The organism is Pseudomonas sp. B21-017 (assembly GCF_024749245.1).
Taxonomy (GTDB): domain Bacteria; phylum Pseudomonadota; class Gammaproteobacteria; order Pseudomonadales; family Pseudomonadaceae; genus Aquipseudomonas.
The window spans coordinates 2,653,402-2,669,839 of sequence record NZ_CP087194.1; the positions used below are offsets into that span (position 1 = coordinate 2,653,402).

At 59.8% G+C, this 16,438-nt stretch carries 14 protein-coding genes and 1 pseudogene; 12 read left to right on the forward strand and 3 right to left on the reverse strand.

All coding sequences use genetic code 11. The features are described 5' to 3' along the window. Positions 1-65: 65 nt before the first annotated feature. Positions 66-893, reverse strand: coding sequence for a helix-turn-helix domain-containing protein (locus LOY28_RS12130; protein WP_018927863.1), 828 nt, complete (start codon positions 891-893; stop codon positions 66-68). A 185-nt stretch (positions 894-1,078) separates the two neighbouring features. Between LOY28_RS12130 and LOY28_RS12135 the strand changes: the two genes are divergently transcribed. From LOY28_RS12135 to LOY28_RS30100, 5 genes and pseudogenes are all read left to right on the forward strand, one after another. After that, on the forward strand, positions 1,079-2,218 hold the full coding sequence (locus tag LOY28_RS12135; RefSeq protein WP_018927864.1) for a tyramine oxidase subunit B: 1,140 nt from the start codon (positions 1,079-1,081) through the stop codon (positions 2,216-2,218). Between the two features lie 34 nt (positions 2,219-2,252). Continuing rightward, positions 2,253-2,675, forward strand: a complete 423-nt coding sequence (locus tag LOY28_RS12140; RefSeq protein ID WP_111454530.1) for a RidA family protein — start codon at positions 2,253-2,255, stop codon at positions 2,673-2,675. A gap of 57 nt (positions 2,676-2,732) precedes the next feature. Further along, a complete protein-coding gene (locus LOY28_RS12145) occupies positions 2,733-4,025 on the forward strand; it encodes an FAD-binding oxidoreductase (protein ID WP_026345799.1) in 1,293 nt (430 codons plus the stop codon). Between the two features lie 34 nt (positions 4,026-4,059). Then, positions 4,060-4,908 carry an alpha/beta fold hydrolase gene (locus LOY28_RS12150; RefSeq protein ID WP_258613896.1) on the forward strand — a complete coding sequence of 283 codons (849 nt, stop codon included), beginning with the start codon at positions 4,060-4,062 and terminating at the stop codon, positions 4,906-4,908. A gap of 10 nt (positions 4,909-4,918) precedes the next feature. Further along, a pseudogene (locus tag LOY28_RS30100) lies at positions 4,919-5,026 on the forward strand (aldehyde dehydrogenase family protein); the annotation flags it as partial. On the opposite strand, the gene LOY28_RS12155 reads toward LOY28_RS30100, so the two are convergent. Next, on the reverse strand, positions 5,014-5,757 hold the full coding sequence (locus LOY28_RS12155) for a GntR family transcriptional regulator (RefSeq protein WP_258613897.1): 744 nt from the start codon (positions 5,755-5,757) through the stop codon (positions 5,014-5,016). The pseudogene LOY28_RS30100 and the gene LOY28_RS12155 overlap by 13 nt on opposite strands. A 135-nt stretch (positions 5,758-5,892) precedes the next feature. Between LOY28_RS12155 and LOY28_RS12160 the strand changes: the two genes are divergently transcribed. From LOY28_RS12160 to LOY28_RS12175, 4 genes are all read left to right on the forward strand, one after another. Further along, the gene (locus LOY28_RS12160) at positions 5,893-6,732 is read left to right on the forward strand and encodes an ABC transporter ATP-binding protein (RefSeq protein WP_192351221.1); all 840 of its coding nucleotides are present in this window, start codon (positions 5,893-5,895) and stop codon (positions 6,730-6,732) included. Beyond that, positions 6,729-7,730: an ABC transporter substrate-binding protein gene (locus LOY28_RS12165; RefSeq protein ID WP_258613898.1), complete on the forward strand. Its 1,002-nt coding sequence runs from the start codon at positions 6,729-6,731 to the stop codon at positions 7,728-7,730. The genes LOY28_RS12160 and LOY28_RS12165 overlap by 4 nt, the downstream gene beginning before the upstream one ends. A gap of 7 nt (positions 7,731-7,737) precedes the next feature. After that, on the forward strand, positions 7,738-8,487 hold the full coding sequence (locus LOY28_RS12170) for an ABC transporter permease (protein WP_192351225.1): 750 nt from the start codon (positions 7,738-7,740) through the stop codon (positions 8,485-8,487). Between the two features lie 61 nt (positions 8,488-8,548). Next, positions 8,549-10,918, forward strand: coding sequence for a hypothetical protein (locus tag LOY28_RS12175; protein WP_258613899.1), 2,370 nt, complete (start codon positions 8,549-8,551; stop codon positions 10,916-10,918). A 50-nt stretch (positions 10,919-10,968) separates the two neighbouring features. Here LOY28_RS12175 and fdhA read toward each other — a convergent pair whose 3' ends face one another. Next, complete coding sequence (fdhA, locus tag LOY28_RS12180) at positions 10,969-12,168, reverse strand: formaldehyde dehydrogenase, glutathione-independent (RefSeq protein ID WP_018927872.1); 1,200 nt, start codon at positions 12,166-12,168, stop codon at positions 10,969-10,971. Positions 12,169-12,558: 390 nt separating this feature from the next. Here fdhA and LOY28_RS12185 point away from each other — a divergent pair, with 390 nt between their 5' ends. The 3 genes from LOY28_RS12185 (at position 12,559) to LOY28_RS12195 (ending at position 16,419) form a co-directional block, all read left to right on the forward strand. Then, complete coding sequence (locus LOY28_RS12185; RefSeq protein WP_258613900.1) at positions 12,559-13,821, forward strand: serine hydrolase; 1,263 nt, start codon at positions 12,559-12,561, stop codon at positions 13,819-13,821. Positions 13,822-13,938: 117 nt separating this feature from the next. Further along, the gene (locus LOY28_RS12190; protein ID WP_258613901.1) at positions 13,939-15,276 is read left to right on the forward strand and encodes an alginate export family protein; all 1,338 of its coding nucleotides are present in this window, start codon (positions 13,939-13,941) and stop codon (positions 15,274-15,276) included. Positions 15,277-15,315: 39 nt separating this feature from the next. Continuing rightward, positions 15,316-16,419 (forward strand): polyamine ABC transporter substrate-binding protein, encoded by a 1,104-nt coding sequence (locus LOY28_RS12195; RefSeq protein WP_258613902.1) that lies wholly within the window; start codon positions 15,316-15,318, stop codon positions 16,417-16,419. The last annotated feature ends 19 nt before the right edge of the window (positions 16,420-16,438 follow it).

Consider the following 16,438-nt stretch of genomic DNA (forward strand, 5'->3'; position numbering starts at 1 on the left):
TCCTCCCACCCGATTTCCTTTTCCAGGCTGATATTCAAGCGCTCGTGAAATTTTGAAAGGGCGGGTCAGGCGTAGTTGATGCGGTCGCTATAGGCGTTTTGGACCATTTTGCGTTGATAGTCGCAAGGCGTTGTACTGACCAATTTCTTGAAGTCGCGCAGGAAGTGCGATTGATCGGAAAAGCCCAGGTCGAGGGCCAGCTCCGAAAACGATACATCGTGTTGGGTATTGAGGGTGTCCAGAGCTGCCTGGCAGCGGATGATTCGGCAAAAGGTCTTGGGTGACATACCAGTGTCCTGGCTGAACTGTCGGTGCAGCGTGCGACTGGTGTACCCGCTGAGTTCTTCCAGTTGCTGAATACGAATATCACCGCGGTGGCGCAGCGCCTGCTGAATGACCATGGCCGTGAGTGCTGACGTTCTCCCCATCAGGCGGGGGGCGAGGTAGTCGTTGAACAGCCGCATCTGATCGCCCAGCAGTGGTGCTTGAACGATATTTTCGAAGATGCGCTGGGCGAACCCCGAGACCTCCAGCAGGTCGAGTTCCCGTTCGGTCAATTCCTCGGCCAGCACATTGATAAATCCGGGAATGACGCCCGGTGAAAAGCGCACGCCGAAGTAGTGATGGTTCTGGTGTAACTCGACCGCTTGGGCAGCCAGCGGCGTGCCACAGATCCGGGCGGTAGGGCGTGTTGCATCACAGTCGAAAACAATATCCACGCAACCGTCCGGCACGGCCAGCAGGTTGGCTGATTGAGCCACATCGAAGGCATAGAAATGCGAGATCGCCGGGTGTTCGGAGGGCATGACCGAATACCGTGAAGAGTTGAGCACGAACCAGGGCTGTTCGTTCGCAGTGTGGTGCCTGGGAGGCGGCGCGCACTGTTTGATCATGGTTGCACCTTCGATGAGCAGCGATACGGAAGTTTTCACGCATTAATCACGCCAACTGTTGCGCGCCGGTCAATCGGGCATGTCCGAAATTTACAATACCGCCGAAAAGCGCGCCCTGATACTCGAGGTCGACAGCGTGGAGCTGCGCCTACCGCAGCGATATCACCTTCAGCCCGAGAATAACTATGTCTACAAATACAAAAATCGACTTCATCTACCTCTCCGAGCAGGACATGATCCGCGCGGGCGTGACTGACATGCTGGCGTGCGTGAACACTATGGAGGAGATGTTCGGCCTGCTCTATGCCGGTGACTATCGCATGGCCGGTCCGAACAATGACTCCCATGGCGCGATGGTGATCTTCCCGCAGGATTCACCCTTCCCGAACATGCCCAAGCCCACGGCTGACCGACGCATGATGGCCATGCCTGCCTACCTGGGCGGCAGCTTTTGCACCGCAGGCGTGAAGTGGTACGGCTCCAATATCGCCAACCGCGAAAAAGGCCTGCCGCGCTCGATTCTGATGTTTACCTTGAACGACCCCGACACCGGCGCACCGCTGGCCCATATGTCGGCCAACCTGCTGTCCGCGTACCGCACCGGTGCGATTCCCGGCGTGGGCGCGCGCCACTTGGCACGCAAGGACTCGAAAGTCGTCGGCCTGCTCGGCCCGGGTGTAATGGGCAAGACCACACTGGCGGCATTCATCGCGGTATGCCCGCATATCGACACACTGAAGATCAAGGGTCGCGGCCAGAAGAGCCTTGATAACTTTATTGCCTGGGTCAAGGAAACCTACCCGCAGGTCACCACGATCGAAGTGGTCGACACCCTTGAAGCGGTGGTTCGTGACTCCGACCTTGTTACTTATTGTAGCTCCGGTGAGGTGGGTGATCCCACAACCTACCCAATTGTGAAGCGCGAGTGGGTCAAGCCAGGTGCCTTCCTCGCGATGCCTGCATCCTGCTCCCTTGACGACGGGATGGAACAGCGCGACGTACGCAAGGTGCTGGACAACACCGGTCTCTACCAAGCCTGGTTTGAAGAACTGCCCAAGCCTGCGCATCACTGCGTGCCGGTGATTGGCGTGCGCTTCATGGACATGATTGCCGAAGGCAAGATGCGGCTCGAAGACGTCGAGGACATTGGCAAGATCATCGCCGGGGCCGCGCAAGGCCGTAAGAACGATGAAGAAATCATCATCATGTCGGTGGGCGGAATGCCCGTGGAAGACGTGGCCTGGGGCACGGTGGTTTACCGCAACGCCATCGAAAAAGGCATCGGCGTCACCTTGAACCTGTGGGAAACCCCGGTTCTGCGCTAAGCCAGCCATCACTAATATTGACGAGACATTCCACATGACAAAAATCATCAAGCTCAAGACCGGTTCCCCGTTTGAAGATCAGGCCAGCTATTCGCGCCTGGTGGTCGTGGACAACTGGATCTACGTGTCCAACACCGCAGGCCGCAACCCACAAACCAAGCTGATTCCGGAAGGTATCCTCGAGCAGACGCATCAAGTGTTTGCCAACATCGAGGCGGCCCTGGCGGCGGTCGATGCGAGCCTGGCGGACGTGGTGTGTTCGCGGGTGTTCATCCAGGACCCCAAGGACGTACCTGCCGTGATGGCCCTGATCGGCGAAAAGTTTCGCGGCGTTGATCCAGCCAGCACCGTCACCTGTCCGCCCTTGGGGTCGACGGTCTACAAGGTGGAGCTGGAAGTGACGGCGTATCGCAACGCGTCGAAGGCGCAAGTTGAAGTCATTCGACTGTCGCAGTAACTGTCACGCGGCCATGCGCAGGCGTGGCCTACCTCATTCGTTTACCGAGTCTTGATCATGGCACCCACTATAGCGCCCGTGAAAACGTCTACCGTGTTTCCCTCCGCAACCTCCGTCGTCATCATTGGCGGCGGGATTATCGGCCTGACTGCAGCGTTGACATTGGCCGAACGCAATATTGCGGTGGTGGTGCTGGAAAAAGGTCGTATCGCCGGCGAGCAGTCGTCACGCAACCTGGGCTGGGTACGCAAGACCAGCCGCCATGCGGCCGATATCCCCCTGGCCCTCGCCGCTGACCGTCTGTGGGCAAAGATGCCTGAGCGGGTAGGGGCGGATGTCGGGTATCGCCAGGAGGGCATCATGTTCGTGGGTCGCAACCCATCGCAGATGGCGATGCATGAGGGATGGCTCAAGTCGGTGGAGCATTTGTCGCTGGATTCACGGCTGCTCAGCAAGCGCGAGATTGACGCGTTGGTGCCCGGTGGCGTGGGTGAATGGGCCGGTGGCATCTTCACGCCGTCCGATGCGCGTGCAGAACCGACGCTGGCAAGCAGCGCTATCGCCAAGGCCGCCATGGCCCTGGGTGTGGTGATTATCGAGCAGTGCGCGGTACGGACGCTGCAGATGTCCGCCGGCACGGTCAGTGGCGTGGTCACCGAGCAAGGTGAGATTCGCTGTGATCATGTGCTGCTGGCTGGGGGGATGTGGTCACGGCGTTTTCTGGGCAACCTCGGTGTGTCGTTGCCGACCTTGCCCTTGACCTGCTCGGTGCTACGTACTCACCCAATGGAGGGGCCGACGGAAATTGCTGTCGGCGCACCGGATTTTTCGTTTCGCAAGCACAAGGACGGCGGCTTCATCATTACCCAGCGCGGCAAACTGGATGCCTTCCTGACCCTCGACCACCTGTTGCTCGCCAAGCAATACATGCCGCAGTTCCGTGCGCAACGCAGCGTTCTGAACGTGTCGTTGGGCAAGCCTTTTTTCAATGACCTGGCGCTTGCCCGGCGTTGGAAATCCGACAGTGTCAGCCCGTTCGAGCGCGTCAGGGTGCAGGACCCGGCCGCCAACCCGCGGCTCAATAACGATGCGATGAACAACCTCATTGCGGCCTGGCCGGTATTTGAACAGGCGCGGATTGCCCAGGCCTGGGCAGGCACTATTGATGTCACACCCGATTCGAATCCTGTCATTGGGCCGGTCGCGCAGATTCCGGGGCTGACCGTGGCCACCGGCTTCTCGGGGCACGGCTTCGGCACGTCGCCGGCGGCAGGTCACCTCGCCGCGGATCTCGTCAGCGGTCATGCGCCGATCATTGATCCAAGCCCTTATCGGTTCGATCGTTTCTAGGTCGGTCGAAGCCACGCATATAAGGAACCAAACGATGCCTTCTGACAGCTGTTTCTTTACCAACCGATCTGGCTTGCGCCTGCACTTTTTGCGCTGGGGTGAATCCACCGGTGTGCCTCTGGTGCTATTGCATGGCTTGCGGGCTTATGCCCAAACCTGGGAATCGCTGGTGCAATCTCTGGGTGCAGGCTACTGCATCTATGCCCTGGACCAGCGCGGTCGAGGACTGAGTGACTGGGCCGCGCCCGGCAGCTACCACACGCAGTCGTATGTCGAGGACCTCGAGGACTTGGTCGCCCATGTTCGCTTGTCGCGTTTTGTATTGCTGGGGCACTCATTAGGGGGCGCCAACGCCCTTGAATATGCGCGGCAAAACCCGGGGCGATTGGTTGGCTTGATGATCGAGGACATCGGCCCCGGCTCCTCAATCCAGGGCGATGGCGCCGCGCGTATTCGCCGCGAAATGAGCCAGACGCCTTTGCAGTTCGATAGCTGGGAGGCGGCCCGCACATTCTGGCAGGCTTCGCGCCCTGGGTTGTCGGAACAGGGCCTGGCATCAAGGCTCACTCATTCGATGAAAGAGAGCGATGGCGTGATCACTTGGCGCCATGATCAGCAGGGTATTGCCGAGGCGCGCCTGAGTATCGAGCCGACGGACCTATGGCCGGCGGTACGCGCGCTGGATTGCCCGACCCTGTTCATTCGCGGCGGCCGCTCGGACTTTCTGCCACCCGCGATGCTGCAGGCGATGAGCGCCAGCAATCCGTACGTCCAGACGGTGGAGGTCGCAGGCGCCAGTCACTATGTACACGATGATCAAGGCGAGGCGTTCAACGCGCTGGTCGCAGGCTTTCTCAAAAGCCTTGAGCTCCCGGGCCAATGAAACCCACGGCACGGTGAGAATCAAACCGGCGATGGAAACCCCATTGACCGCCATGCGTCGGGTTGAATTGGCGATTGAGGCGGGCATTCCTGCGGGTGCACTGATTCAGCTGGCGGGTCTGGACTTGAAGACACCACTCAAGACAAAGGCATAACGTTCCGGGCGGATGTAGAAGGTCGTACGGTCGCAGCAGCGGCCGTCGGCAAACCAGGAGGTGCGCTCCATGACCAGCAGTGCCGCGCCACGTTTGATGTGCAAGGCACTGGCCAGGTGTTTATCGGCTTCTTGCGCGCGGATCGCCAGATCGGCTCGGATGACCGCCATGCCAGTGATCGACTCGAGAATGGAGTAAATCGGTTGATGCTCGACTTCAGTCCAGACCACGCTGGCCAATTCGGCCGGTAAATGGCTGCGGCCCAGCGCGATGGGTTCGTCATCGACGAAATGCAGTCGTTCCAGAAGCAGGCAATCGTCCGCTTCTTCAAACAAACCACGCAATGCCTCTGGAACCGGCTGCAGGGTATGGCTGATGACGCGCATGCTCGGTTCGAGCCCTTGCAGCAACAAGGCTTCATGAAAACTACGCAACGCGTCCAGGCCGTGCCGCACCTGTTTGGCCGCCACGAAGGTGCCTTTGCCTTGTTTGCGCTCCACCACGCCGTCGTCGCTGAGTTTGCCCACCGCCAGGCGAACGGTGACGCGGCTCACCGCAAAACGTTTACCCAGCTCTGTTTCTGACGGCAGCTTGCCGCTGGGCTCAAAGTCGCCACGTTGAATCTCTTCCAGCAATTGCTGGGCAATCTGCTCGTAGAGTGAGGTGGTGCTGTCGCGAAGAATGGACGTAGACACTGTCGGTTTCCATGGCCTTGGAGGAGGGCGGTGCGCCTTCACTTCTAAGGTTATAAAAATAGGTTATTGGGACGACTTGTATTAATACGTATTATGTCAGGTATTCCCATTGTAAACGACCTGACGACACTTGCCATGTTCAAAACCCTCCCTTACGCACAGCAGCAAGCCGATGCGCTGACGGTCGATGACATCAGCTTCAGCTACCCCAATGGGCATCGCGTGTTTTCCTCTTTCAGCCTGAACGCCAGGCCCGGTGAGTTCGTTGCGATCCTGGGGCCATCCGGTTGCGGGAAAACCACCTTGCTGAACTTGTTGTCAGGTTTTGTGCAACCGCAAAGTGGTCAGATCAGTATCAACCAGACGGCGGTGCGTCCAGAGCGTTCGGAGTTGGGTTATGTGTTTCAGGCGCCGCAGTTGTTTCCCTGGTTGAGCGCCTTGGAAAACGTCCGTTTCGGCCTGCGAATGGCGGCTCGGATCAACGAATCGCAGCAGCGTTCTCAAGCCTTGCAGTACCTGCGTCTGGTCGGTCTGGAGAATGCCGCGCATCGGTTGCCGCATCAGTTGTCTGGCGGCATGCAGCAGCGGGTTTCCCTGGCCAGGACCCTGGCATTGGAGCCCAGCGTGTTGCTGATGGATGAGCCATTCGCTGCACTGGATGCCATCAGCCGCAACAGCATGAACGAAGAGACCTTGCGCATCTGGGCTGAATTGGGTCAGACGGTGCTGTTCATTACCCACGATATCGACGAAGCGGTGTTTCTGGCGGATCGGGTCATCGTGCTCAACATCGCCCCCGGCGGTATCCACAGCGAACTGAATATTCATTTGCCGCGTCCTCGCTCCAACCTCGAAACCCGCCGGTTGCCGGCCTTTCTCGATTACCGCAATGAGCTGATGGAGCGCATTTCCCAGGTCATGGAAGTGCCTGCAGCCTCCGCTTACCCAACCCGCCAACCTGAGTTGACAGCATGATCAAACATTCGCTGCTTGCCCTTTCCTTGTCTGTTGCCGCCTTGGCAAGCAGCGTATTCGCCATGGCTGGCGAAGAGAAACCCTTGCGTGTGGGTTATGTATTCGCGATGGCCAACGCCCCGGCGTTGATCGCCGACAAACAGGGCTACTACCGCGAGGAAGGCTTGAATGTCGATCTCATGGCCTTGGGCGATGGTCCGGTAATCCAGCAGGCGCTGGCCGCTGGCGAGCTGGATGTGGCCTATGTCGGTACGCCGCCGGTGTATCAATGGTTTTCCCGGGGGCTGCAAAGCCGGATTCTGGCCAAGGTCAATTACGGTCAGGCCGCGGTGATTGTCGACGCCAAGAGTCCGGTTACCGCCCTGGATGAACTCAAGGGGAAAAAACTGGCCGGGGTCAAGAAGGGCAGTGGCATGGATGTGCTGCTGCGCGGCTATGTGCTGAAAGAAAAGGCCGGGCTCAATCCTGACAAGGATCTGGACATCATCGACATGCCACCCGGCAATATGAACGCGGCGCTGGAGCGCGGCATTGTCGATGCGGCGTTTTCCTGGGAACCCTTTGTCAGCCAGTCGTTGTTGCGCGGGTCGAGCCGGATCCTGCTCGACGTCAATCAGGCGCTGCCGAATTACCCTTGGTACGTGGTGATCGCCTTACCCAAAACCTTGCAGGAGCGACCGGACGATGTGGTGAAGCTGCTGCGTGCGCACCGCAAGGCCATCGCCTTTCTCAACGAGCACCCCGATGAGTCGAATCGAATCATCGCCGAGGCGTTCAAGCTTGAAGCGGTGCAAGGCGTAGACGGCAAGACCATCGCCCCGCAAGCCATCGTCGCCCAGGCACGTACCCGGTTGGGCTGGTCAGCGGACTTGCAGCCTGCGGATATTCAATTCATCCAGCGCCTGATGAATTACTCCCACGACCTGGGTTTTATCGATACCACGCTCAAGACCGAACAGATCGTGGATACCTCCTACCTGCAAAAAGCCTCGCACTGAGTCTGTCATGTCCTTGCCAAAACCGAATTGGGGATGGGCGTCACTGCCATTCCTGCTGTTGATCTGGATGGCCCTGGCCAGCCGCTTTCCCACTTACATCCTGCCGCAGCCATGGGATGTTGCCCGCGAGGCTGTGCGCTGGCTGGGCGACAGTTCGTTGTGGCAGCACCTGCGGGCCAGCGTCCTTGAAGAGGTTGGCGGCTTTTGCGCGGCGGTGATCGTCGCGATTCTGCTGGGTACTGCCGGTGGCCTGTCCTCGCGTTTTCGCGATTTCATCTCGCCGCTCAACAGCCTGTTCATGGCGATCCCGCCGATCGCCTGGGCGCCGCTGATCATGATCATTTTTGGCTTGGGCTATGTCTCCATCGTGTTGGTGATTTTCATTGCCGCGATGTTCCCCATGGCCGTGACCATTCAGGAGGGCGTGCAGAGTATCCGCGGCGGTGAAGTCCGTGCGGCACGCACCTTGGGCGCCAACCGCTGGCAACTGCTGGCCCACGTTTACCTGCCGGCCTCGCTGCCCTTCGTGACAGCGGCGTTGCGCATCGGCTTCAGCCAGGGCTGGAGGGCATTGGTCGCGGCGGAAATGATCGGTGCGTCCCAGGGCATCGGGTGGATGGTGTCGACGGGTGGGCAGATCGGCAATAGCAGCCAGGTGCTGCTGGGCATTGTGGTGATCGGCCTGATTGCCTGGCTGATGGAGAGTTTTGTGTTCAGGCGTATCGAGCGTCATTACCAGAAATGGCGAGTGCAGTAAGCATCGTCATTTGACTTCAACCCCCTTCAAACCTTCAGTGGACCACTGCACGAGGTGTCATGTGAGTAACGTTTTCGATCCCCGCGAAGCCGGGTATTACATTGCCCCTCAAGGCCTCTACGAACGCAACAAACAACGCCCGTTTCTGGGCAGCATCCACTGTGATCGTGACACGCTGATTGCCGGCCAATGGGATGAAATTACCCTGGTCTACGAGGTCGGCGGCAGCGGCCTCGCAGACGGCGCCTGGTTGAAACTGGCCTTCAAGTTCTACTCCGACTGGGCCTTGTTCCAGACCTCGAATCCGACTGGCCCCAACTATGTCAGCGCCGAATATCAGGCAGGCGAGCTGGTCCCTGGCCAGAGCCAGGCCTCTGTGCAGCATCTGAAAGTGCGCTTCGACCAGAAGGGGCATGAACGGCCGTTTCAGAAAGCGATCATCATCGACATCATCGACGGTTACCTGAATCCGGGAGACAAAATAATCATTCGCCTGGGCGATCGTCGTCAGGGCGGCGCGGGTACGCGGGTGCAGAGTTTTGTCGAGAAGGACTTCCGTTTCCGTTTGTTCATCGACCCGCTGGGCAGCTCGAAATTTGCCGAGGTGCCGGGTGACCCGCTGCTGAACATCGTGCCGGGACCGGCGCAAAGCGTGCAGTTGATCGTGCCTCGCCTGGTCAGCGCGGGTGAGGCGTTCGACGTACTGCTCAGGGTGGATGATGCCTGGGGCAACACCTGCCGCAACTTGCCGCTCCAAGGTTTCCTGACTCTGGTTGATCCCGAAGGGGGGGAGCGACAACAACCGTTCACCCTGGCGGCTGAAGGTTGGGCGACTGCCCGGCTTGAGGGTTTTGATCTCGGTGCGGTGGGGGAGTGGCGCTTGTCGGCCGAGGTGGCGGCACCTTTTGTGCGTGCCGCTCGGGCGTTTGTCACTGTCGATCCGGCCGGCACTGCATTGCGCCCGCTGTACGCCGACCTGCATGTGCACTCCGATGACACGGTGGGCACCAACGACACCTTGTACAACCTCAGCTACGGTCGCGATGTCGCCGGGCTCGATGTCCTCGGTTACACCGCCAATGATTTCAATATCACTGAGCAGCGCTGGGATCAGGCGGTCAACCTGATTCACGAACTCAATGAACCAGGACGATTTGTTTGCTATCCCGGCACCGAATGGTGCGGCAACTCTTGCGCGGGTGGTGACCGTAATGTGGTGTTCCTGCATGACCGCAAACCCGAGTTTCCCTTCGACAATCAAGGTCGGCTGGTGCGTTCTTTCGAGTGGAACGAGTTCACCGCCGGCACCATCAAGCCGGGTGCCTGGCCGGTGGATGAGTTGTATGCCGCCTATGCCAAGGACCCCGAAGGGCATTTGATGATGCCTCACGTCGGTGGGCGCCGTTGCAACCTCGACTGGCACCATCCGGAGCTGGAGCGCCTGATCGAGGTCGGCTCGGCCTGGGGGCAGTTCCATTGGGTCTACGCCGAAGCGCTTCAGCGTGGCTATCGGGTGGGTGCCGCGGCGAACAGCGATGAGCATCAGGGGCGTTGTGGCGGTGGTGTTCCGGCCACGGCGGTGTTCGGCTCTCGCGGCGGGCTGACTGGCGTGGTGGCCGAGGCCTTCGATCGAGCCAGTGTTGGCAAGGCACTTCGCGCCCGTCGCACTTTTGCCACCACCGGCGAGCGTTCATTTGCCAGCCTGCGCCAGGGCCAGCATTTCATGGGTGAAGTGTTCACCGCCGATGCAAATGCCCCGCTGGACTATCGACTGCTCGGAGAGGCGGGCTGGGAGCAGGTCGATCTGTTCGATGGCGACAAGCTGATCTGGTCGCGCAACCTGCATCAGGAATTGGGTTTTTCCAGCCAACGTATTCGTCTGCGCCTGGGCGGCGCAAGGATCAAGGACCGTTATCGCGGCGCCTACTGGACCGGCGAGATTCGCGTGACGGGTGCGGTCATCAACGGCTTTCGCGCCTTGGGTCTCGATCACCCCGAACAAACTGTATGGCGCAAGGATGCAACGGTTCTGGCCTTTCGCACCGACACCAACGGCGACACCGACAGCATCGAAATCGACCTGTCGCAATTGGCCGGCGCCACGCTGCAGGTTCATAGCCGCATCGATAACTACATCAAGGTCGGCGACCCGTCTGAACCGCAACCTTACGTGCATGCGCCGACGGTGCTGATGGAGTTGTCCGGCGATGAGTTGCTGGTGCAATCGCAAGTGACCGAAGAGCTGCCGGGCGCGGAGTTGAAGGTGTCCCTCGAAAGGACAACCGCTGGGCCGCTGCCTCGTGAACTGCAAGGGCAAATCGAGCTTGCCCGATTGAATCTGGAGCAGGGGCGTGAACATCCATTGTTCATCTGCGCCCGGCAGCGCGATCAATCCCGAGTCTGGACCTCGGCGCTGTTTCTAACGTTATAAACGGCCATAAAAAGGGCAGCTCAAAAGCTGCCCTTGTCCCAACCCATTCCTTAGGCCGCGGTAAACAGCTTATGCGGATCCATGACGAATTTCTTCGGCGCCCCGGCATCGAACTCGTGGTAACCACGCGGCGCGTCGTCCAGGCTGATCACCTGTACACCGACGACCTCGGCAATCTTGATCCGGTCCCACATGATCGCCTGCATCAGCTGACGGTTGTACTTCATCGTCGGGGTCTGGCCGGTGTGGAAACTGTGGGACTTGGCCCAGCCGAGGCCGAAACGGATGTTCAGGCTGCCATGCTTGGCGGCTTTGTTGACCGCACCCGGGTCTTCGGTGACATACAGACCGGGGATACCGATATTGCCGGCGACGCGCACCACGCCCATCAGCGCGTTGAGCACATCGGCCGGGGCCTCGTGCTGCGCGCCGTCATGGCCGTGGCCACGGGCTTCGAAACCGACCGCATCGACCGCACAATCGACTTCCGGCTCACCGAGCAGGTTGGCGATTTGCTCGTGCAGCGGAGTGTCCAGGGTCAGGTCGGCGATCTCGAAGCCCTGGGCCTTGGCATGCGCCAGGCGCAGCGGATTGACGTCGCCGACTATCACCACCGCCGCACCCAGCAGACGGGCAGAGGCGGCGGCAGCCAGTCCGACCGGACCGGCACCGGCGATATACACCGTGCTGCCAGGGCCGACACCGGCGGTCACCGCGCCATGGTAGCCGGTCGGCAGGATATCGGAGAGGCAGGTCAGGTCGCGGATTTTCTCCATTGCCTTGTCGCGGTCGGGCAGCTTCAACAGGTTGAAGTCGGCATACGGCACCAACACATATTCGGCCTGGCCGCCAACCCAGTCACCCATGTCCACATAGCCATAGGCACCGCCGGGGCGCGCCGGATTGACCGTCAGGCAGACGCCGGTGTGCTGCTCCTTGCAACTGCGACAACGGCCGCAGGCGACGTTGAACGGCACCGATACCAGGTCACCGATCTGCACGTTTTCCACGTCACGGCCCTTCTCGATGACCTCGCCGGTGATCTCATGGCCAAGCACCAGCCCGACCTGGGCCGTGGTCCGGCCACGCACCATATGCTGGTCGGAGCCGCAGATATTGGTCGAAACCACGCGCAGGATCACGCCATGGTCAATGCGCTTGCCGCGCGGGTCTTCCATTTTCGGATAGGGGATGGTTTGCACCTCGACCTTGCCTGCGCCGAGATACACGACACCACGATTACCAGACATGATTTCACCTCGCTTTTGTTGTTGTGAGAACACGGCCCTTGTACTGCGAAGGGTCGCGCGGCCTTACAGTGCGGCGGTAAATGTCTTGCGTTTGCGCGTGAATGCAGATGGGTTGGAAGTCACCTTCCAACGATGCGTGATAAGCAGTCATCGTATTGATCCTACGCCTGGTATCAGCACCCTGCGAGGGCATTTAGCACCCAATTACCCCCCCGGTTGGCAGGGCTGTCGCAGGAGTAACGGGCGCTGAACGCCGTGTTTGCCCCCCCATCAAAGCACAGCGCTAAAAATATTTTTATCTGATAAATGTTTTATTGACTAAAAAATAATACCGGGTAATTATTTCCCTGCATCTGCTTTCACGCAGAGTCATTTTGCAGGGGAAACCCGATGAGTCAGAACACCGTGCCGTTGCTGGCCAGTCTTTACATCGAGACGAATGAATCGTCACTCCACAGGCGCTTGGCGCCTTTGTTTATGCAGGGTTTTCCGGCCGAGCCGAAACGCCGCGTCACCTGGAACAACTGGATGCGTCCACCGTTCAATCAGTGGGGGTTCCGCAATCTGGCGCGCCTGCGTCCCTCCATTGATGTGGAGGCGGGTGGCGGACCGGTCAGCGTCTTGAAGGAAGCGCCACAAGCGCTGGATGAACTGCACTTCGACAGTGAATGTGGCTTGAGCGTCAGTGTCATCGATCATCTGGTGGTCAGTCAGACCGACGCCTTTTTGGTGATGCAGGGCGACACCGTGCTGTTCGAGCGTTACTTCAACGGCCAGCGTCCCCGGGACCGGCACGTCATGTTCTCGGTGACCAAGTCGCTGATCGGCACCCTGGGGGAGCAACTGGTCTGCGATGGCATCCTCGATCCGCAATTGCCGGCGGCGTATTACGTGTCCGAACTGTTGGGTAGCGCGTTTGGCGATGCCACGGTGCGCCAGCTGTTCGACATGGCCGTGGGCATCGACTACAGCGAAGTCTACGACGATCCCAACTCCGAGAGCTCGCAGTACGGCTATGCCTGCGGTTTCCAGCCGGCACCTGCGCAGTACGCTCAGTTCGAGTCGCTGTATCAGTACCTGCCGTCGCTGAAAAAACGCGGCAGTCACGGCGGCTTTTTCCATTACGTGACCGCCACCACCGAAGCCCTGGCCTGGGTCATGGAGCGCGCTTCGGGCAAGGCTTGCAATCAATTGCTGCAAGACATCTGGAGCCAGTTGGGGTGTGAGCGCGACGGCTACTTCATGGCCGATCCTTGGGGGCGTAGCGTTGCCGGTGCCGGTTTCAACGCCACCTTGCGAGACATGGCGCGGTTCGGTCGGCTGCTGGCCGACGACGGTCGCCATGATGGGCTGCAATTGCTGTCGACCGAAACGGTTGCACGCATTTGCGCCGGCTCCGATCCCGCGATCTACGCCAAAAACTCCGAGTTCTCCCAATGGACCCCTGACGCTTCCTACCGCAGCCAGTGGTACGTCTTCAACGACCACAGTCAGGCGATCATGGCCGGCGGTATCCACGGCCAGTACCTGTTCGTCGATAAGCCGTCCGGTGTGGTGATCGTCAAGCAGTCATCGCTGACCGAGGCTGTCAGCCCGTTCGATGCTGACAGCGTGCGCATGCTGCGTGCCATCGCCGCGCACCTTACTCACTGAAACGCCTCATAACGACAAGAAGTTTGCGACCTATTCGCCTGGCTCGACCAGGTGTTGGCGGCGCTTTGCGCCGCCATTCACTGCCCTGTAACAACAATAATCACACAGGAGCTTCATATGGTTCTCATGACGCGTTTCTCTCGAACGCTCTTAGCGGTCAGCTTACCCCTGACCGCCCAAGTCGCACTGGCGGGCTACACCTTCGAGGATGGCAACCTCAAGGGTGAGGTCAACTTCACTGCCGGCGGTGCGACCCTTTCCACCCGTAACGTCAACTTCGGCAGCGGCCGCGTCGATGCGCGCAGCGGCAAGAATGGCGGTACGAAAATCGACTGGCAGGAGCTCTACGTCAAGCCCGGCGTCAAGCTGGAATACGCCCTGCAGCCAGACTTCAGCCTGTTGGCCGGTGGCTCGCTGGTGGCGGCGACCACCTTTGGCGACGGCGATGCCGGCGGCTTCACCCGCAGCTCTGATGGTGACGTGGCCACCGAAGAACTCTACGGTGGTTTCCGGGCCGGGGAGTGGACGCTCACAGCCGGTCGCCAGAACTACATGATCGGCACCGGCTTCATCGTCATGGACGGTAACCTCGACCAACTCAAGGACGGCGCCTACTGGCTTGGCCCCAGAACCGCCTTCAAGGATTCGGCCATTCTGGCCTGGGATCATGGCGCATTGAAAACCCAGGCCTTCACCTTGCGGGTCGATGACGATCTGGGTGACTTCCGCATGACCGGCGCTAACCTGGACTACAACCTCGACGACCAGGTGACACTGGGGGCCATGGCGATGAAGGTCAATGCGCTGGGGCCCAAGGGCAGTACACTGCCACGACGCCGGGACGGGATGCAGGTGTACAACGTGCGTGCGTTGAAGGCCAAAGTACCGGGCGTGCCGGACCTGACCCTGAATGCCGAATACGCCGTGGAACGGGGCAGTGGTGAAGGCGTGGATTACGATGCCAACGCCTGGTACGGTCAGGCGGATTACGCCTTCAACACGTTGCCGCTGACCCCGGTGATCGGCTATCGCTACGCCAGTTTTTCCGGCGACGACAACCTCGCCGACAACCGACAGAAAGCCTGGGAGTCACTGAGCAAGGGCTTCGTCGACTGGAGCACCTGGCTGGTGGGGGATGTCGTCGGCAACTACCTGCTGTTCAACAGCAACGAAAACGTCCAGCAGTTCTCGCTCAAGACCCACCTCAATGAAACGCTGACCCTCGGCGCGATCCACTATCAGTTCTGGCTGGACGAGAAAAACTACATGGGTGCGCAGGTCAGCGATCGGCGCTTTGCGGACGAGAGTGTGGTTTTCCTCGACTGGACCCCGACGCCGTCGTTCTATACGTCGCTCTCCTATAACTGGGTCAAGCCGCTGGCCGCCGCCAGGCAGGTGTTCGGCGATGACCAGAGATTCAGTGCGCTGGAACTGTACTTCACCTACCGCTATTAAGTGCCGCGAGCCTTCGCGGCCGCGCAGGAGTGCTTAACCATGAACATGTTTTTGCGTAACACCTTATTGGGCGCTGTAGTGTCGTTGCTGGCCAGCGGGGTGTGCCTGGCTGAAGAGCGCACGGTGCGGATCTACAACTGGATCGAATACCTGCCACCTGAAGTGCTCAAGAACTTCCAGGAGGAAACGGGCATCCGTCCGGTCTACGACGTTTTTGACAGTGTCGAAACCCTGGAGTCCAAGCTGCTGACCGGCAATTCCGGGTATGACGTGGTGTACCCCGGCAGCGCCAACCTGAGTCACCTGATCGCCGCCGGTGCCGTCCAGCCGCTGGACCGCAACCAGCTGCCGAACTGGCAGCACCTGGACCCGGAGTTCATGAAAACCCTGGAAGCTGCCGGTGATACGGGCAACCGCTACGCAGCACCGTACCTATGGGGCACCACGCTGATCGGCTACAACGTCGACAAGGTTCAGCAAGTCCTGGGCGCCAATGTGCAGATGAACACCTGGGACATGATCTTCAAGGAAGAGAACCTCGCCAAGCTGGCCAGTTGCGGTGTCGGTTTCCTCGACGCAGCCAACGAAATCGTGCCCATCGCCTTGCACTACAAGGGCCTCGACCCCAACAGCCAGAAGCGCGAAGACTACCCGCAGGCCCAGGCGGCGATGATGAAGATTCGCCCGCACATCACCTACTTCAACTCCTCACGCTACGGCATGGACCTGGCCAACGGTGACATTTGCGTAGCCGTCGGCTGGTCGGGTGGCGTGGCGCTGGCCAAGCAACTGGCCGATGCGGCCGGCAAGGGCGTCAGGGTGGAGATGGCGTTACCCAAGGAAGGCGCGCCGATGTGGTCGGACGTGATGATGGTGCCGACCAACGCCCCCCATACCAAAGAAGCCTATGAGTTCATCAACTACATCCTGCGCCCTGACGTCATTGCCCGGATCAGCAACAAGATCGGTTACCCCAATCCGAACAAGGACGCCACCGCACTGGTGAACGCCGAGATCCGTAATAACCCCAACATGTATGTGCCGGACGAAGCGCGCAAAACACTGTTCGCTCTGCAGCCCATGCCGGCAGCCGTGGAGCGGATCCGCACCCGCACCTGGACCACCATCAAGACCAACCGCTGATCATCGTGGCCCGGCGTCG